The following is a 17,206-nucleotide window of genomic DNA, read 5'->3' as shown; positions in this document are numbered from 1 at the left end:
CTTGCGCGGGCGAGGGGACGGCCCTAATGTGCAACCACATGGTTGTACGTACGGACGCCGACATCGACCTGCTCTTCCGGGCGCTGGCCGACAGCACCCGCCGCGACATCGTCGCCCGGGTGCTGGTCGGCGAGCAGTCCGTCTCCGCACTCGCGGCGCGCTACGAGATGTCGTTCGCGGCGGTGCAGAAGCACGTGGCCGTCCTCGAGCGGGCGGCACTCGTCCGCAAGCGGAGGAGCGGGCGGGAGCAGCTGGTGCAGGGTGAGGTCGCCGCAGTGCGGCGGGCGTCGCGCCTGCTCGACGCCTACGAGCAGCTGTGGGCGGGGAGGATCGACCGCATGTCGGACCTCCTCGACGAGGAGTGACACCCGCGAGCCGATCGGCGCGCGGGATCTGCTGGAGGGAGAGGCGCGATGAGCGTGCTGCAGTCCGTGAAGGACATCGAGGAACTGACCCTGACCGTGACCGCCGAGTTCGACGCGGGGATCGAGCGCGTCTGGCTCCTCTGGACGGATCCGCGCCGCCTCGAGCGCTGGTGGGGGCCGCCGACCTGGCCGGCGACCTTCGAGCGGCACGAGCCGGTCGAGGGCGGACGGAGCGCCTACGTCATGACGGGACCGGACGGCGAGCAGGCGCGCGGCTGGTGGCGCGTGACCCGGGTGGAGGAGCCGACGCGGTTCGAGTTCGAGGACGGCTTCGCCGACGAGCGGGGCGATCCGGTCGACGCGCTGGGGATCACCCGGGCCACGGTCACCCTCGACGAGATCGAGCCGGGGCGCACGCGGATGGTCCTCAGCAGCCGTTTCGAGTCGGTCGAGCAGCTCGAGCAGATGGTCCAGATGGGGATGGAGGAGGGACTCCGCCAGGCGATGGGGCAGATCGACGCGATCCTGCTCGAGGACTGAGTCGGCGCCGTCGCCCCGGAGGCCTCGGCGCTCGCCGCGCCGAGCCTCCGTGTGGAGGAGCCGCCCGCGCTACTGCTCGGGGTCGGTGAGGGCGGCGGCGTAGGCGCGGACGGAGCGCTGGTACCGAGGGAGCCCCGGAGCCAGCGCCTCCAGCGCGATCCGCAGGGCCTCGTCGACGCGCCCGGCGCTGTGCAGGGCGAGCGCGAGGAACACCTCCCGAGCGGAGCCCACCGCGGGGTGCGCAGCAGCGCCGGCGAGGAGGTCGATCGCCTCATCGGTGCGGCCGAGGTTCCGGAGCGTCGAGGCGTACTGGATCGTCAACCGCGCCCGCCGCTCGTCATCCAGGCCGGCGGCGAGGGCGCGCTCGTACTCGACCGCCGCCTCCGCCCCGTGTCCCGCGCTGTCGAGGGCGCCGCCCAGCTCGAAAGCGGCGACTCCGTCGTGTCCCGGGTAGCGGGCTGCGAGGACGCGCATCCGCTCGACGACGCCGTCCGGGTCGTCCTGAGCGTCGAGGCGCTCGACCGCCGCGACCCAGAGGGCGAGCGCGTCGGTCTCGGGGCGGTCGGGGTCGGAGGCGCGTGTCTCGGTCACGCCTCCGACGCTACCGCGCCCGCACAGTGCGGCGGAGCGGGGCTACGAGGCGGTCGAGTCGGCGCCGTCGTCGTCCGACCCGTCGTCGTCGGAGCCGGAGGTGCCCGCTCCAATCGGCGCGGCGCGTCGCCCGGCCTCGATCAGGGCGGTCGACGCAGCCGCTCCGCCGATCAGGGCGAACAGCGCCCAGCCGGCTCCCCACTTGCGCTTGCCGATCAGGGCGTCGAACGAGAGCGCACCGGGGCCGTCCGCGACGATCGCGGCCGTCGCCGCGACGAGGACGGCGTTGTACTCCCACCCGCCGCCCGCGTTCCACAGGCCGTTGCTCCAGTGCACCTTGCGCACGGCGGTGACCATCGTGGCGACGAGTCCGGCGGCGGCGAGCGGAGTCGCGGCGCCGAGGGCGAGAGCGGCGCCTCCGGCCGTCTCGGTCACCGCTGCGGCGACAGCGTTGCGCCGGGCCGGGTGCATCTCCAGGCTCGACATCATCTGCTCGGTGCCGTCGAGGCCGGGGCCGTCGAACGAGCCCCGCAGCTTCTGCAGACCGTGTCCGACGAAGAGCCCGCCGACGGCGAGACGGAGAACGAGTGAGCCGACCTTCATGGTGACCTCCGGGGTGGGGTGGGGACGTGTAGTGCGAGGGTCCCGGCTGCGCCGCGTCCGGTCAAGGGGTCGCGCCCGGCGAGCGGGCCCCTCGGGAGGCGTGCGCGCTCGGCGAGGGCTCAGAGCAGCGCGTAGGCGGAGGCGTCCATCATCACGGTGTCGTCGGTGCACACCTGGAGCTCGGCGGGGGCGCGGACCGCGCCGTCCGGGGCGTCGAGGACCTCGGCGACGAGGAACGCGGAGGTCCCGACCGCGCAGCCGTAGGCGCCGGGGGAGTGCCAGGCGACCCGGACGTCCGCCCGGGCGCCGGGGACGAGGATCACGGGAGCATCGGGGTTCGGGCCGGACGCGCCGGCGACCGCGCTGATCCGGTTCCCGTCGGCGTCGGTCGCGTAGACGCCGGGGATGCCCGCGAGAGCGCAGTCCGAGGAGGAGGTGCTGGTGAGCACGAGGTCGAAGGCGCTGTTCCCGGCACCCGACGCGTCGGGGTCGGGGCGGTACTCCATCGTCAGGTCGGAGCCCGTGCAGCGCGCCGCCGCCGGATCCGCGGCGGGAGAACCGGTCGACGAGGGCTCGGGGGTCGCCGTGACCGTCACGGTCACGGTGGGAGTCGGCGTCGGAGCGGGAGTCGGCGAAGACGTCGGGGTCGCGGTCGCGGTCGGCGTCGGGAGCGGCGTCCGCGCGGACGGGGCTCCGCCGCTGCCCGCGCAGCCGGAGAGGACGAGGACGAGTGCTGCTGCTGCCGGCGCGGAGGCGCCGGTCCGGTGCGAGAACGTGCTCATGTCCGCAGTCTGCCACCGCCCGGACCGATCGGCCCCGCGGATCCGCGAGCATGCTCGGAGGTCCCGGTCAGGGAGGCGGAGGACGGGTGCGGCGGGCGTCCGGAGGTGCCCCTCCTCGCGCCCGCCGCACCGGGGTCGGCGCTAGACGCGGACGACCATCTTCCCGGTGTTGCCGCCGCTCATCATCGAGAGGAACGCGTCCACGGCGTGGTCGATGCCGTCGACGACGGTCTCGTCGTAGGCGATCTCTCCGTCGGCGAACCAGCCGGCCATCAGCCGGTTGAACTCCGGCGCGTGGTCGAGGTAGCCGGACAGCGTGAATCCGCGCAGCGTGAGACCGCGGGTGATGATGTTCGCCATGTTGTCGGGGCCGGGCGTCTTCTCGGTGCTGTTGTAGCCGGCGATCGCTCCGCAGAGCGCCGCGCGGCCGCCGTCGCGGAAGGCGTCGAGGGCCGCTTCGAGGTGGTCGCCGCCGACGTTGTCGAAGTACACGTCGATCCCGTCGGGCGCGGCCTCGGCCAGCTGCTCGCGGACCGGGCCGGAGTGGTAGTCGAAGGCGGCGTCGTAGCCGTACTTCTCGGTGAGCAGGGCGACCTTCTCGGCCGAGCCCGCGGATCCGACGACCCGCTCGGCTCCGAGGAGGCGCGCGATCTGACCGGCGGCCGAGCCGACGGCTCCCGCGGCGCCCGAGACGAAGACGGTGTCGCCCTCCTTCATGCCCGCGATGGCGGTGAGCCCGACGTACGCGGTGAGTCCGGTCATCCCGAGGATGCCGAGGCGGAGCGAGAGCGGCACTCCGGGGATCTCGGGGACGACGCGGAACTGCGACGACTCGGCCTGCACGACGTCGCGCCAGCCGAGCTGGTGCAGGACCGCGCTGCCGACGGGGAACGCGGGGTCGTCGGAGACGGTCACCCGGCCGACGGCACCGCCGGTCATGGTCTCGCCGAGGGCGAAGGGCGGGGTGTAGCTCTTCACGTCGTTCATGCGGCCGCGCATGTAGGGGTCGACCGAGAGGAAGGCGTTCTCGACGCGGATCTCGCCCGCAGCGGGATCGCCGTACTCGACGGTCGCGGTCCGGAAGTCCTCGGCGACGGGCCAGCCGTCGGGGCGGCGGACGAGCTGGATCTGGGTGCTGGTGACGGTGCTCATAGGACCTTTCGTGGTGGTGGAGGGGATCAGAGTGAGAGGCCGACGGCGAGCGCGATCACCGCGAGCAGACCCGGGGTCATCTGGGTCAGCGCGGCGCGGCGCTTGGTCGGAGCGGAGAGGAGCAGGACGAGTGCTGCGGCGGCCATCGATCCGGCGCCGGCGAACACGAGGGCCGCGCCGACGGCGGTGGCGCCGATCGCGACGGCGACGATGCCCGCCGCGGTGACGACGGCGAGGAAGAGGTTGTAGAAGCCCTGGTTGTAGGCCATCTCCTTCGTCGCCTCCGCCTCGCCGGCGGTCGTGCCGAATGTCGATCGGGCGCGCGAGGTCGTCCAGAGGACCGACTCGAGCACGAAGATGTAGACGTGCAGCGCCGCGGCGAGAGCGGCGAGCACCAGTCCGAGAACGATCACGGCGGGCCTCCAGGCGATGGTCGTGATGCGGAGGGCTCCGCACCGATTGTGTAACGACCAGTCCACAATATACTGGAGCGAGCGGTCCGCGCCAGTGCGGCGCCGCAGCTGTCACCCCTCAGGAGGAGCACCGTGGGTCGCACGCAGGGCTTCGACACCGAGCAGGTCGTCCGCGCCGCCCGCGCCGTCTTCTGGGAGAGCGGCTTCGAGGAGGCGTCCCTCCCGGACCTGGAGTCCGCGACCGGACTGCGCCGCTCCAGCCTCTACCACGCCTTCGGCAGCAAGCGCGGGCTCTTCGACGCTGCCGTGCAGAGCTACCTCGACGAGGTGGTGCGGCCCCGGCTCTCCCCGCTCGTCGATCCGCGAGGGGCGTCGCCGACGGCGCTCGAGGAGTACTTCACCGGGCTGCGGGCGGCGCTCGCCGACTCCCGCACGCTCTCCGCGAGGAGCGGCTGCCTGCTGCTCAACGCCGCGGGCGCGCCGATCGCGCGCGACGACGCCGTGCGCGAGGTGATCGCCGACTACCGGGCCGAGCTGCTGGGCGCACTGCGCGCCGGAGCGCTGGCCCGCTGGCCCGACGCGCAGGCGTGGGCGTCGGCTCAGGCGGACGTCCTCGTGTCGCTGCTGGTGGCCGCGCTCGTGCTGGCCCGCGTCGATCCGGCGCAGTCGCTCGCCACCGTGGACGCCGCGCTCGCGCTCGTCCGATCCTCCGCGCCCTGACGGCCGTCGCGACGACCGCCGGAGCACCGCTCTCGCGCCGGGCCCGCCCTCGCACCCGGCGCGCCGGGTCGGCCCGCACAGCACGACGCCCCCGTGCGCCTCGCGTCCCGGTGGGACGGATGCGCGCGGGGGCGTCGGACGGGCGGGGTCAGTCGGTTCCGGCGTCGAACGCCGCACCCTCCGAGGCCAGGTCGGTGGCGCGTCCGAGCGCATCGGCCGCTGCGGACCCGCCGCCCTCGGTGATCGCGTCGGCCTCGCCGATCTCGAGCTCGCCGACGAGCTCGGCGGTCGGACCGCCGACGAGGCCGGCGGCCGCGTACTGCTCGAGCCGCGAGCGGGAGTCGGCGATGTCGAGGTTGCGCATCGTGAGCTGCCCGATGCGGTCCTCGGGGCCGAAGGCGGCATCGCCGACCCGCTCCATCGAGAGCTTGTCCGGGTGGTAGCTCAGCGCGGGGCCGGTCGTGTCGAGGATCGTGTAGTCGTCGCCGCGGCGCAGACGCAGGGTGACCTCCCCGGAGACGGCCGAGCCGACCCAGCGCTGGATGGACTCGCGCAGCATCAGCGACTGCGGGTCGAGCCAGCGGCCCTCGTACATCAGGCGGCCGAGACGGCGGCCCTCCGAGTGGTACTGGGCGACGGTGTCCTCGTTGTGGATCGCGTTCAGCAGGCGCTCGTAGGCGATGTGCAGCAGCGCCATGCCGGGGGCCTCGTAGATGCCGCGGCTCTTGGCCTCGATGATCCGGTTCTCGATCTGGTCCGAGACGCCGAGCCCGTGGCGTCCGCCGATCGCGTTCGCCTCGAGCACGAGCGCGACGGCGTCCGAGAACTCGACGCCGTTCAGCGCGACGGGGCGGCCGGCCTCGAAGCGCACCGAGACGACCTCGGAGGCGATCTCGACCTCGTCACGCCACGACGCGCTCCCCATGATCGGCTCGACGAGCTCGAGGCCGCTGGAGAGCTCCTCGAGGCGCTTGGCCTCGTGGGTGGCGCCCCAGATGTTGGCGTCGGTCGAGTAGGCCTTCTCGGTGGCGTCGCGGTAGGGGAAGCCGCGGGCGACCAGCCACTCCGACATCTCGGTGCGGCCGCCGAGCTCGTTGACGAACTGCACGTCGAGCCAGGGCTTGTAGATGCGCAGGCGGGGGTTGGCGAGCAGGCCGTAGCGGTAGAACCGCTCGATGTCGTTGCCCTTGTAGGTCGAGCCGTCGCCCCAGATGTCGACGCCGTCCTCGCGCATGGCGCGGACGAGGAGGGTGCCGGTCACGGCGCGGCCGAGGGGGGTGGTGTTGAAGTAGGTCTTGCCGCCGGAGCGGATGTGGAAGGCGCCGCACTGCAGGGCGACGAGCCCCTCCTCGACCAGCGCGCTCTTCGCGTCGACGAGGCGCGAGATCTCGGCGCCGTACTGGGCCGCGCGGGACGGGACGCTCTCGATGTCGGGCTCGTCGTACTGGCCGATGTCGGCCGTGTACGTGCAGGGCACCGCGCCCTTCTCGCGCATCCAGGCGACGGCGACGGATGTGTCGAGGCCTCCCGAGAATGCGATTCCGACACGCTCGCCCACGGGCAGACTGCTCAACACTTTCGACATGCCTCCGATTTTAGGAGGAACGGGGACCTCCTCCGTGCCGCGGGAGGTCCGAGCCGCCTCCCGGTGCGCCGGCGCGGGGTGCGCTCCGGCCGTGGGAGCACGTCCTCCGTCGATCCGCGTCGATCGCCGCCGCCCCCGACCGGGGCGCGCGAGCCGGCCGGAGGCTCCGTGGTCCGGAGGCGGCGCCCGCGCCCCCGGCGCGGATCGCCCCGCTCCGGCTGAGTGGTTCCGCGCGGCCCGGATGGACGGCCGTGGCGAGCGCGTGCCAGGCTCCGCTCGACCCCGGCTTCCGCCGCCGCCTCCGAAAGGGCTCTCCGTGCCACGACCTCCTCATCGCCTCGCGGCGATGGCCCTCGCCTGCCTGCTCGCCGCGGGCGGTTCCGCCGGTCTGGCGCCGTCCGCCCTCGCGACGCAGGCCGTCGCCGAGACTCCGACCGCCTTCGTCCCGGGGGAGACTCCGCCCCCAGAGGCGCGTGGATCGCAGACCTACACGAACGCCCTCCTCGGCGGCGACTCGCTCGACGCGGGAGAGCGCATCTTCTCGAACGGAGACTCCGCGAGCTTCGAGATGCAGGCGGACGGCAACGCCGTGATCTACGACGCCGGGCGCCGCCCCGTCTGGAGCACCAGGACCCAGGGCACCGGAGCGACCACGGTGCGGATGCAGGAGGACGGCAACCTCGTCGTCGTGACCGGCTCCGGCACGCCCGTCTGGGCGTCCGGGACCGCGGGAGAGACCGGCGCGCTCGCCCTCATCCAGGACGACGGGCAGCTCGTGCTCGTCCGCCCGAACGGGGACACTGCCTGGTCCTCGGCCGACGAGCAGGAGCCCGAGCCGGAGCCGATCGCCGACGTCCTCGACAGCGGGCGCGAGCTCTCTCCGGGACAGCAGCTGACCGCCTCCGACGGCCGCTCGCGCGCCGCGATGCAGAGCGACGGCAATCTCGTCGTCTCCGTGGACGGATCGCCGCGCTGGAGCTCCGTCACCTCCGGAGCGGGCAACCGCCTCGCGATGCAGACCGACGGGAACGCGGTGGTCTCGGCCCCCGGGTCCGGCGTGCGCTGGCAGGCGGGAACGCCCGGGAACCCGGGCGCGCGGATGCGGATGCAGAACGACGGCAACCTGGTGATCACCGCCGCCTCCGGACGGCCGCTCTGGGCGAGCTCGACCTCGCGCGCGCCTGAGATCCGCGACGTCCTCTCCTCCGGCTCGCGGCTCAGCCGGGGACAGCAGCTCACCTCGCCGGACGGCCGGTCGCGCGCCTCCCTGCAGGGCGACGGCAATCTCGCGGTCTACTCGCGGGGGGACGTCCGCTGGGGCGCCGGCACCCAGGGCGAGGGCGAGACGCTCTCGATGCGGTCCGACGGCAACGCCGTGGTCACCTCCGCCTCGGGCCGACCCCTCTGGGCCTCGGGTACGGCGGGCAACCCGGGATCCCGCCTGCAGATGCAGAACGACGGCAACCTGGTCGTCTACTCCGCCTCGGGCCGCGCGCTGTGGGCGAGCGACACTCCTCCGGCGCCGCCCGCGCCCGCCGTCCGGGACACCCTCTCCTCCGGGAACCGGCTCACGTCCGGTCAGCTGCTGCGCTCCTCCGACGGAGGGAGCGAGGCGGTCATGCAGGGCGACGGCAACCTCGTCGTGTACTCGCGCGGCTCGGCCCGCTGGGCGGCCGGCACGTCCGGAGGCGGCAACCGGCTCGAGATGCAGTCCGACGGCAACGCCGTGGTCTACGCGGGCTCCGGCGGAGCGCGCTGGCAGTCCGGCACGGCGGGCAGCCCGGGCTCCCGGATGGTCATGCAGAACGACGGCAATCTGGTGATCTACTCGCCGCAGGGCCGCGCACTCTGGGCGAGCACGCAGGCCGCGGCACCGGCGCCGGCGCCAGGACCGGGACGACCTGCTTATCCCGGCGACGCTGTGAACTGCGACGACTTCCCGGACCAGGCCTCAGCTCAGCGGTACTTCGACCTGTACTACCCGTACTACGGCGATGTCGCCGGGCTCGACAGGGACGACGACGGGCTCGCCTGCGAGTCCAACTGAAGGCAGCGAAGGTCCGCCCCTGGCGGAGGGGCGGGCCTTCGGCCGTCCTCCGACGACGAGAGCCTCACCCTCCTCTCTCAGGCCCGAGCGGTCCCCTGCAGGCCTCCGGGCCACGCTCGCGGGTATCGAGTGGCGAAGACGACCCGCCTGCGCGAGAGGCTCTGCGGCAGACGACCATCGACAAGGCGCCTTGCGCACTGATGCTCCGCTGCCGCCCGAGCTCCCGCGCCGCCGGGCGACCCGGCATGCTGGGGCAGGACTCCGCCGACGACGCGGATCGGAAGGACGCCATGACCCCGACGACCCCCTCCAGCCGCAAGAGCCTGCTGGTCACCCCTGACGAGCTCGCCGAGCTCATGGCTTCCACCGAGCCGCCGCTCGTCCTCGACGTGCGATGGCGCCTCGACCGGCCCGACGGCCGCCCGGAGTACCTCGCGGGCCACCTGCCCGGCGCGGTGCACGTCGACCTCGATCACGAGCTGGCCGCCCACGGCGAGCCGGAGGAGGGGCGCCACCCGCTGCCTCCGATCGAGGTGCTGCAGGAGGCGGCGCGCGGCTGGGGGCTCCGCCGGGGCCGGTCCGTCGTCGTGTACGACGACGCGCGTAGCGTCCCGGCCGCGCGGGCCTGGTGGCTGTTGCGGGCGACGGGAGTGGAGGACGTCCGCCTGCTCGACGGGTCGCTCGCCGGCTGGATCCGCTCGGGGCGGGAGCTCGAGACGGGCGACGTCCCGCGCGAGCGGGGCGACGTCGAGCTGGCCTATGGTCGGCTCCCGGTGCTGGACATCGACGAGGCGGCGGCGCTGCCCTCGGCGGGCGTCCTGCTCGACGCCCGCGCCCCTGAGCGGTACCGCGGCGAGGTCGAGCCGATCGACCCGCGGGCGGGCCACATCCCCGGCGCTCGGAACGCTCCCGCGTCCGCGGCGCTCGACTCCGAGGGGCGGTTCCGGCCCGCCTCCGACCTGCGCGCCGGATTCGAGGCGCTCGGCGTGCGGGAGCACGCCCCCGTCGGCGTGTACTGCGGCAGCGGCGTCTCGGCCGCGGTCGACGTCGTCGCGCTCACTCTCGCGGGCTTCGCGCCGGCGCTCTACCCGGGCTCCTGGTCGCAGTGGTCGAGCACGCCGGGCCGGACGGTGGCGACCGGCCCGGAGGCCTGAACCGCCTGCTCCGGAGCGCCCGCGGAGCTCAGCTGAGGCGGGAGTGCTCGCCGAGGTGGTGCCAGGTGCGGTTGTGGTAGACGAGCGGCGCCGTGGTCTCGGAGTCCTCGGGCACGTGGGCCTCGAGGGCGTGCACGGCGACGATCGTGGACGATCCCGCCTCCATGCGGTTGATCACCGTGCCGCGGATCCAGGCGGCGGCGCCCGGGAAGAACGGCTCGCCCGTGGGCAGCCGCGACCAGAGCGACGTGTCGGCGAAGCGGTCGATGCCGCTGGTCGAGCCCAGGCGCGCCAGGTCGAGCTGCTCCGCCCCGAGCAGGTGCACGACCAGCGTCTCGGACGCCTGGATGGCCGGAGAGCTGGACGAGGCGGACGAGAGCGAGAAGACGAACAGCGGCGGCTCGGCGCTCACCGAGAAGACGGAGGTCGCGGTCAGGGCGACCGGGCCGGTGCCCGGGTCCGCGGTGATCAGCGCGACTCCGGCGGCGTGGTTGCGGAACGCGAGCTTGAAGTCCTCCGGGGAGAGTCCGGCGAAGGCGCGGTGCTCCGGCTCGCGGTCCGGGGTGGTGGCGAGGTTCTCGCGGCTCATCGGAGACTCCTGATCGATCGAGGGTGCGGCACGGGGTGGTGGCCCGCCGTCGCGCCGCAGCACGGCTCCTCCAGACTGGCGCACCGGCCGGGGGAGGGCCGCCCTATTGCGGAGTATGACGCCGCCACCTCGGGGAACGCCGATCCGCCGCTCCCTGTTCCCGATCACGCCGCATCGGGTGCCCGTCCTCGGCGCCGGAGCCCGCGCACCCGTCGCTCGCCCTCAGCGCAACCCGTCGCCGCGGCCGCGGTCTGCGCGCAGACTCGAGGGCATGGCCCACCGTCAGCGCACGTCCACCGCGCACCCCGAGAGCAAGACCTGCGCCTCCTGCGGTCGCGAGATCGAGTGGCGCGCGAAGTGGGCACGGGACTGGGAGGACGTCCGCTACTGCTCGGACGCCTGCCGCCGTCGCGGAGTCGGACCGGAGGAGGCGCGCCTCGAGGAGGAGATCCGCACCGTCCTGCTCGCGCGAGCGGCGTCGTCGACGGCGTGCCCGTCCGAGGTCGCGCGCCGGGTCGGCGGCGAGGAGTGGCGGCCGCTGATGGAGCCCGTGCGCCGGGCCGCGCGCCGCCTGGTCGACCGGGGCGAGATCGACATCGTGCAGGGCGGACAGGTCGTCGACCCCTCGCGGGCGAAGGGCCCGATCCGGCTGCGGCGGCGCCCCGGCGGACCCCTGTCGCCGGGCGGCGCCGCGGGCTAGCCTCAGCAGATGCCCAGCAGCGACGCCGTCGTCCTCACCGTCCCCGGACCGCACGGCGACCGGGAGGTGCGGATCTCGAGCCCCGAGCGCGTGCTCTTCCCGGAGCCGGGCATCACCAAGCGCGAGGTCGCGGAGTACCTGATCGCCGTCGGCGAGCCGTTCGTCGCGGCGAACGGCGGCCGCCCCGTCTCGCTGCAGCGGTTCTCCTCCGGGATCGAGGGCGAGCAGTTCTTCTCGAAGAACCGGCCCAAGGGCGCGCCCGAGTACGTCCGGTCCGTCCCGGTGACGTACCCGAGCGGGCGGGTGCATCCGCAGCTCGTGATCGACGAGCCCGCGGCCGCCGTCTGGGCGGCGCAGATGAACACCGTCGTCTTCCACCCGTGGGCGTCCCGCGCCGATGCGCCCGACCTGCCCGACCAGCTCCGGATCGACCTCGACCCGCAGCCCGGCACCGACGTCGCCGACGCGGTCGTCGCCGCGCACGCGCTGCGGGAGGTCCTGCGGGAGGCCGGCCTCGACCCGTTCGTGAAGACGTCCGGCAACCGCGGCCTGCACGTCTTCGCGCCGATCGTCGCCGAGCACGAGTTCCTCGACGTCCGCCACGCGGTGATCGCCGCGGCGCGCGAGCTGGAGCGGCGGATGCCCGAGAAGGTCACGACGGCGTGGTGGAAGGAGGAGCGCGGCGAGCGGATCTTCGTCGACTTCAACCAGGCCAACCGCGACCGGACGATCGCCGGTGCCTACAGCCCGCGGCCGCTCGCGCACGCTCCCGTCTCCACTCCGGTGGACTGGGACGAGCTCGACGGCGTCGATCCGCGGGTCTTCACGATCCGCACGGTCCCGGCGCGCCTCGCCGAGCGCGGTGATCCGTGGGCCCGGATGCACGACGCCCCCGGCCGCCTCGACGCCCTGCTCGGCTGGTGGGAGCGCGATGTCGCCGCCGGCCTCGGCGAGCTGCCGTTCCCGCCCGACTTCCCCAAGATGCCGGGCGAGCCGCCCCGCGTGCAGCCCAGCCGCGCGAAGAAGGCCTAGCCGAGGACGTCGCCGAGGTCGTACGCGGTCGGCTGCTCCAGCTGCTCCATGGTGCAGGAGGCGGCGTCGCGGTCCGGGCGCCAGCGCTCGAACTGCACGGTGTGCCGGAAGCGGTCGCCCTCGCGCTGGTCGTAGCGGACCTCGAGCACGAGCTCGGGACGCAGGTGCACGAAGGAGGTGTCGCGGCCGCTCGAGAACCGGCTCCGCTCGCCCTCGCCGCGCACCGGCGCTCCCCCCGCGTCGCGCTCGACCGCGGGTGCGAGCTCCTCCAGCAGCTGCACGCGACGCTCGTCGCTGAAGGCCGAGGCCCCGCCGACCTGGCGGACCTCTCCGTCGTCGCCGTGCAGGCCGAGCAGGATCGAGCCCACGCCCGGCTTGGAGGCGTGCTCGCGGTACCCGATCGCGATCACGTCGGCCGTGCGGTGGTGCTTGACCTTGAGCACGGCGCGCTTCCCGGGGGAGTAGGGCGCGGCCAGGGGCTTCGCCACGACGCCGTCCAGTCCTGCGCCCTCGAAGCGCTCCAGCCAGTCGCGCGCCAGGGCCTCGTCGTCGGTGGCGCGGCCGAGGTGCAGCGGATGCGGGACGCCGGCCATCACCGCGGCGAGCGCCTCCCGCCGCGCCGAGTACGGCTCCTCGAGCATGCTGCGCCCGTCCACGGCGAGCAGGTCGAAGGCGACGAGCATCGCCGGGGTGGTCTCCGCCAGCATCCTCACGCGGCTCGCGGCCGGATGGATGCGCTGCGAGAGCAGGTCCCAGTCGAGCCGCTGGGCACCCGGCTCGCCGGTCGCCAGGACGATCTCGCCGTCGAGCACGCAGCCGTCGGGGAGCAGCCGGAGGAAGGCCTCGACGAGCTCGGGGAAGTACCGGGTCAGCGGCTTGGAGCCGCGGCTCCCGATCTCGCACTCCCCGCCGGAGACCGAGACGATCGCGCGGAACCCGTCCCACTTCGGCTCGTAGGAGTATCCGCCCGCGACGGCGGTCTGCTCCGGCACCGCCGGAACGGCCTTGGCGAGCATCGGGGCGAGGGGGAGCGCGAACGGGAGGTCCATGCCCTGATCATCCCGGCCGCGGTCTCCGACCGCACCCCCTTCCGGAAGGCTGTGGACCGGCACGTTCCGGGCCCGCCGCGGAGGTTCGAGGCGTAGCGTTCCCGGCATGAGCATTGACTGGAAGCGCTGGACGCCCGTCGCCGTCGTCCCCGCGGTCGTCGTCGCCGCGGCCGTCGCCCTCCCCCTCTCGGCGAGCGCCGCGGGGGACCTCCCCGAGAAGTCCGCCGCCGACCTCCTCGCCTTCGTCGCCGAGAGCGACGCCACGGCGTTCTCCGGCGAGATCCAGCAGACCTCGGACTTCGGCCTGCCCGACCTCTCGGCGCTCGGCGGCTCCGCCGGCTCGGCGTCGGCCGACCCCACCGACTCCCTCGTCGAGCTCGCCACCGGCTCGCACCAGGCGCGCGTGTACGTCGACGCCGAGAAGGGCGCGCGCCTCCAGGTGCTCGACCGGCTGGCCGAGCGCGACGTCGTCGCCTCGACGACCGACGGAGTCTGGATCTACGACTCGAGCGCGAACACCGCCACCCACCTCGTGCCTCCCGCGGGCGGAGCCCCCGAGGCCTCGCCGGGCGATCAGGTCGTGACGCCGTCGTCGGCCGCTGAGCAGCTGCTCGCCGCGATCGACCCGACGACCACGGTCGCGGTCGGCTCGGACGTCAGCGTCGCCGGGCGCGACGCGTACGAGCTCGTGCTCACGCCCCGCGACAGCGGCACCCTCGTGGGCTCCGTGACCGTCTCGGTCGACGGCGAGACGGGCCTCCCGCTCGGGGTAGCAGTGACCGCCCGCGGGGGCACCGCGCCCGCGTTCAGCGTCGCGTACACGAGCATCGACTTCTCGACACCCGACGCGTCCCTCTTCTCCTTCACGCCCCCGGCCGGCGCCGAGGTGACGGAGCAGGCCGCTCCGGTCGACGACGAGGCGGACGCCTCCGACGCGCCCGCTGCGGACACGGCCGAGCACTCCGACGTCGTCACCACGGGCTCCGGCTGGACGAGCGTCGTCGAGCTGCCCGCCGGTGACGCCGACGCGCTCTCCTCGCTCGACGCGGTCACCACTCCGGTCGACGGGGGCCGCATCCTCTCCTCCGCCCTGCTGACCGTCCTCGTCACCGACGACGGACGCGTCCTCGCCGGCGCGGTCCCGGCCGAGACGCTCCGCGACGCGGCCTCCGCTCGGTGACGGCGGGCGAGCTCGCAGTCGAGACGCGGGGCCTCACCAAGCGCTTCGGGCGCCAGGAGGCGGTCTCCGGTCTCGACCTCGCCGTTCCCCGCGGCGCCGTCTTCGGCTTCCTCGGCCCGAACGGCTCGGGCAAGACCACGACGATCCGGATGCTGCTCGCCCTCGCCGCGCCGACCGCGGGCAGCATCACCGTCCTCGGGCAGGCCATGCCCCGGCGCGCGGCCGAGGTCCTGCCCCGGGTGGGGGCGCTGGTCGAGGGGCCGGGCTTCTACCCGTTCCTCTCCGGAGCGGCCAACCTCCGGCGCTTCGACGCCGCGGAGGCGGGCACCTCGTCCCGCACCCGCGACACCCGTGCGAAGGAGGCCCTCGCCCGCGTCGGTCTCTCGGCCGCGGCGCGCAAGAAGGTCGGCTCCTACTCCCTGGGCATGAAGCAGCGGCTCGGCATCGCGGTCGCCCTGCTCTCGCCGCGCGACCTGATCGTGCTGGACGAGCCCACGAACGGCCTCGATCCGCAGGGCACCCGCGAGGTCCGCGCTCTCGTGCGCGGACTGAACCAGGACGGCACGACCGTCCTCGTCTCCAGCCACCTCCTCGCCGAGATCGAGCAGCTCTGCACCCACGCCGCCGTCATGCGCACCGGGCGCCTCGTCGCCCAGGGCGGGCTCGACGAGCTGCGCGGGGACGCCGCCTCGGTCGAGCTGCTGACGCCCGACCGCGAGCGCGCGATCGTGGCCCTGCACACCCGGGGTCTGGAGCCGCACACCGCGCCGGGCCCGCACCCCGCCGATCCGCCGCTGGTCGTCGCCGCACTGCCGCCCGGGCTCGAGGCCGAGACGCTGGTCGCCGACCTCGTGCGGGCCGACGTCCGCGTCCGCGGGTTCGCCGTCCGCCGCCCCTCGCTCGAGGAGCGCTTCGTCGAGCTGACCGGGGAGGGCTTCGATGTCGAGCGCTGACGCGACCGTCCGCCGCGCGGGGATCGGGTCCCTGCTCGCCTCCGAGCTCGCTCTGCTCTTCCGCCGGCGCCGCACCTGGGCGCTGCTCGCGGCCCTGGCCGCCATCCCGATCCTGCTCGCCGTCGCGGTGCGGCTCTCGGGCGGCGACGGAGGCGGGCCCTCCTTCGTGGGCGCGATCGCCGGCAACGGCCTCTTCACCGGCTTCGCGGCCATCACGGTCGCCGTCCCGCTGTTCCTCCCGCTCACGGTCGGGGTCGTCGCCGGCGACGCGATCGCGGGCGAGGCCTCGCTCGGGACGCTGCGCTACCTGCTGGTCAGCCCCGTCGGCCGCGTGCGGCTGCTCGCGGTGAAGTTCGCCGCCTCCCTCGCCTTCTGCCTCGCCGCAGCACTCACCGTCATGGTGGTCGGGATCCTGATCGGCCTGGCGCTCTTCCCGGCGGGACCGGTGACGCTCCTCTCCGGCAGCACCGTCCCGCTCGGCGACGCGATCGGCCGGGCCCTGGCGATCGCCGTGTACGCGGCGCTCTCGCTGGTCGGGCTCTCGGCGATCGGCCTCTTCATCTCGACGCTGACCGATGTGCCGGTCGGCGCCATGGCGGCCACCGTCGTCGTCTCCATCGCGGCGCAGATCGTCGGCTCGCTCTCGCAGCTGGACGCCCTCCACCCGTTCCTGCTGACCGACCGGTGGTTCGACTTCGCCGACCTCCTGCGCAACCCGATCGCGTGGAGCTCCTTCGGCGAGAACGCGCTGCTCCAGCTCGCCTACGTCGCCGTGTTCGGGTCCCTCGCGATCGGCCGCTTCACCACCCGCGACATCCTCTCCTGATCCTGGGACGACGGAGGCCGCCCTCCCGCACTGCGGTGGGGGCGGCCTCCGATGTCGACGGGGTCAGTCCTGGGGAGCGATCCCGAAGCTGACGGAGCCGCCCTCGTCCACCTGCGCGTCGAGGACCTTGTCGCCGAGAGCGACGGAGGCGGCGACGTCGAGGAACACGCGCGCTCCGTCCTGCTCCACGACGGCGTCCGTCGTCTCGGGGGCCGCGGCGACCGCGACAGCGAAGTTCCGGGCGTCGAGATCGGTGCCGCTGATGCGCAGGCCTCCCTCGACGGGGGTCTCGGTCTGCCCGGTGATGGTCTTGACGACGGTGCTGGCGTTGTCGGTGAGCGTGAGCATCGGGTCGTTCCTTCCGTCCGTGGTCGATGAGGGGGCCACGTTGCCGGGATCCGGCGGCACCCTCAAGGCGGCGGAGCGGATATGGAGGGGATGCACACCTGGACGGTCCGGGGAGTCACGGCGCTCGCCGGAGCCTCGCCGGGCCGGGGGCGCCGCATCGCCTGCCACACTGGCCGGATGCATCCCGCCGACTCCTGCCCCTGCGGAAGCCGCCGCCACTACGCCGACTGCTGCCGCCCCGCCCACCTCGGCGAGGAGCCCTCGCCGACGGCGGAGCGCCTGATGCGCAGCCGCTACAGCGCGAACGTCCTCGGCAGCGCCCCCTACCTGCTCGCGAGCTGGCACCCCTCGACCCGGCCGCGCCGCATCGACCTCGATCCCGACGTCCAGTGGCGCCGGCTCCAGATCGTCGACATCTCGTTCGGCGGGGAGGGCGACGAGGAGGGCCTGGTCGAGTTCCGCGCCTCCTACCGCTCGCCCGCCGGCCCCGGCCTCGTACACGAGCGCAGCCGCTTCCTGCGCGAGGACGGGCGCTGGCTCTACGTCGACGGCGAGATGCTCGGCGACGAGGCCTGAT

General features: G+C 74.1%; 20 protein-coding genes. 11 read left to right on the top strand and 9 right to left on the bottom strand.

What is annotated here, in order from left to right; all coding sequences use genetic code 11:
• The first annotated feature begins 38 nt into the window (after positions 1-38).
• Positions 39-365: a helix-turn-helix domain-containing protein gene (locus tag C5C55_RS07005; protein WP_104233406.1), complete on the top strand. Its 327-nt coding sequence runs from the start codon at positions 39-41 to the stop codon at positions 363-365.
• 48 nt (positions 366-413) lie between these two features.
• Entirely contained in the window at positions 414-905 is a 492-nt protein-coding gene (locus C5C55_RS07000) for an SRPBCC domain-containing protein (protein WP_104222538.1), read from the top strand.
• Between the two features lie 69 nt (positions 906-974).
• On the opposite strand, the gene C5C55_RS06995 is transcribed toward C5C55_RS07000, so the two are convergent.
• From C5C55_RS06995 to C5C55_RS06970, 5 genes are all read right to left on the bottom strand, one after another.
• Positions 975-1,496, bottom strand: a complete 522-nt coding sequence (locus C5C55_RS06995) for a tetratricopeptide repeat protein (protein WP_258072509.1) — start codon at positions 1,494-1,496, stop codon at positions 975-977.
• 42 nt (positions 1,497-1,538) lie between these two features.
• Positions 1,539-2,099 carry a DoxX family protein gene (locus C5C55_RS06990; RefSeq protein WP_104233378.1) on the bottom strand — a complete coding sequence of 187 codons (561 nt, stop codon included), beginning with the start codon at positions 2,097-2,099 and terminating at the stop codon, positions 1,539-1,541.
• Positions 2,100-2,218: 119 nt separating this feature from the next.
• Positions 2,219-2,881 carry a DUF4232 domain-containing protein gene (locus C5C55_RS16515; RefSeq protein ID WP_181067795.1) on the bottom strand — a complete coding sequence of 221 codons (663 nt, stop codon included), beginning with the start codon at positions 2,879-2,881 and terminating at the stop codon, positions 2,219-2,221.
• 141 nt (positions 2,882-3,022) lie between these two features.
• A complete protein-coding gene (locus tag C5C55_RS06975; protein ID WP_104233375.1) occupies positions 3,023-4,033 on the bottom strand; it encodes an NADP-dependent oxidoreductase in 1,011 nt (336 codons plus the stop codon).
• Between the two features lie 26 nt (positions 4,034-4,059).
• Complete coding sequence (locus C5C55_RS06970) at positions 4,060-4,446, bottom strand: DUF1304 domain-containing protein (RefSeq protein ID WP_104233374.1); 387 nt, start codon at positions 4,444-4,446, stop codon at positions 4,060-4,062.
• Between the two features lie 132 nt (positions 4,447-4,578).
• On the opposite strand from C5C55_RS06970, the gene C5C55_RS06965 reads away from it, so the two are divergent.
• On the top strand, positions 4,579-5,166 hold the full coding sequence (locus C5C55_RS06965) for a TetR/AcrR family transcriptional regulator (RefSeq protein ID WP_104233373.1): 588 nt from the start codon (positions 4,579-4,581) through the stop codon (positions 5,164-5,166).
• A gap of 148 nt (positions 5,167-5,314) precedes the next feature.
• Here C5C55_RS06965 and argG read toward each other — a convergent pair whose 3' ends face one another.
• Complete coding sequence (argG, locus tag C5C55_RS06960) at positions 5,315-6,751, bottom strand: argininosuccinate synthase (protein ID WP_104233372.1); 1,437 nt, start codon at positions 6,749-6,751, stop codon at positions 5,315-5,317.
• A gap of 346 nt (positions 6,752-7,097) precedes the next feature.
• Between argG and C5C55_RS06955 the strand changes: the two genes are divergently transcribed.
• Complete coding sequence (locus C5C55_RS06955; protein ID WP_181067794.1) at positions 7,098-8,798, top strand: excalibur calcium-binding domain-containing protein; 1,701 nt, start codon at positions 7,098-7,100, stop codon at positions 8,796-8,798.
• A gap of 290 nt (positions 8,799-9,088) precedes the next feature.
• Entirely contained in the window at positions 9,089-9,952 is an 864-nt protein-coding gene (locus C5C55_RS06950) for a sulfurtransferase (protein WP_104233404.1), read from the top strand.
• Between the two features lie 28 nt (positions 9,953-9,980).
• On the opposite strand, the gene C5C55_RS06945 is transcribed toward C5C55_RS06950, so the two are convergent.
• Positions 9,981-10,541, bottom strand: a complete 561-nt coding sequence (locus C5C55_RS06945; RefSeq protein WP_104222547.1) for a flavin reductase family protein — start codon at positions 10,539-10,541, stop codon at positions 9,981-9,983.
• Positions 10,542-10,812: 271 nt separating this feature from the next.
• Here C5C55_RS06945 and C5C55_RS06940 point away from each other — a divergent pair, with 271 nt between their 5' ends.
• Both C5C55_RS06940 and ligD read left to right on the top strand, forming a co-directional pair.
• Positions 10,813-11,241, top strand: coding sequence for a DUF2256 and DUF3253 domain-containing protein (locus C5C55_RS06940; protein ID WP_104233370.1), 429 nt, complete (start codon positions 10,813-10,815; stop codon positions 11,239-11,241).
• A 9-nt stretch (positions 11,242-11,250) separates the two neighbouring features.
• Positions 11,251-12,273, top strand: a complete 1,023-nt coding sequence (gene ligD, locus C5C55_RS06935; protein ID WP_181067793.1) for a non-homologous end-joining DNA ligase — start codon at positions 11,251-11,253, stop codon at positions 12,271-12,273.
• Here ligD and C5C55_RS06930 read toward each other — a convergent pair.
• Complete coding sequence (locus C5C55_RS06930; RefSeq protein WP_104233369.1) at positions 12,270-13,322, bottom strand: ATP-dependent DNA ligase; 1,053 nt, start codon at positions 13,320-13,322, stop codon at positions 12,270-12,272. The genes ligD and C5C55_RS06930 overlap by 4 nt on opposite strands.
• Positions 13,323-13,428: 106 nt before the next feature.
• Here C5C55_RS06930 and C5C55_RS06925 point away from each other — a divergent pair, with 106 nt between their 5' ends.
• From C5C55_RS06925 to C5C55_RS06915, 3 genes are read left to right on the top strand one after another with little or no spacing between them, the layout of a single operon-like run.
• Positions 13,429-14,502 carry a DUF2092 domain-containing protein gene (locus tag C5C55_RS06925; protein ID WP_104233368.1) on the top strand — a complete coding sequence of 358 codons (1,074 nt, stop codon included), beginning with the start codon at positions 13,429-13,431 and terminating at the stop codon, positions 14,500-14,502.
• Complete coding sequence (locus C5C55_RS06920; RefSeq protein ID WP_104233367.1) at positions 14,499-15,455, top strand: ABC transporter ATP-binding protein; 957 nt, start codon at positions 14,499-14,501, stop codon at positions 15,453-15,455. Before C5C55_RS06925 ends, C5C55_RS06920 begins: the two co-directional genes overlap by 4 nt.
• Positions 15,442-16,281 (top strand): ABC transporter permease, encoded by an 840-nt coding sequence (locus C5C55_RS06915; RefSeq protein ID WP_104233366.1) that lies wholly within the window; start codon positions 15,442-15,444, stop codon positions 16,279-16,281. The genes C5C55_RS06920 and C5C55_RS06915 overlap by 14 nt, the downstream gene beginning before the upstream one ends.
• A 63-nt stretch (positions 16,282-16,344) precedes the next feature.
• Here the strand turns inward: C5C55_RS06915 and C5C55_RS06910 are convergent, their stop codons facing one another.
• A complete protein-coding gene (locus C5C55_RS06910; RefSeq protein WP_104222553.1) occupies positions 16,345-16,629 on the bottom strand; it encodes a hypothetical protein in 285 nt (94 codons plus the stop codon).
• 177 nt (positions 16,630-16,806) lie between these two features.
• Between C5C55_RS06910 and C5C55_RS06905 the strand changes: the two genes are divergently transcribed.
• Positions 16,807-17,205, top strand: a complete 399-nt coding sequence (locus tag C5C55_RS06905; RefSeq protein ID WP_104233402.1) for a YchJ family protein — start codon at positions 16,807-16,809, stop codon at positions 17,203-17,205.
• Position 17,206 lies beyond the last annotated feature (1 nt).

Source organism: Rathayibacter sp. AY1C2 (assembly GCF_002931195.1).
Taxonomy (GTDB): domain Bacteria; phylum Actinomycetota; class Actinomycetes; order Actinomycetales; family Microbacteriaceae; genus Rathayibacter.
This window is presented reverse-complemented; position numbering and strand designations above follow the sequence as displayed.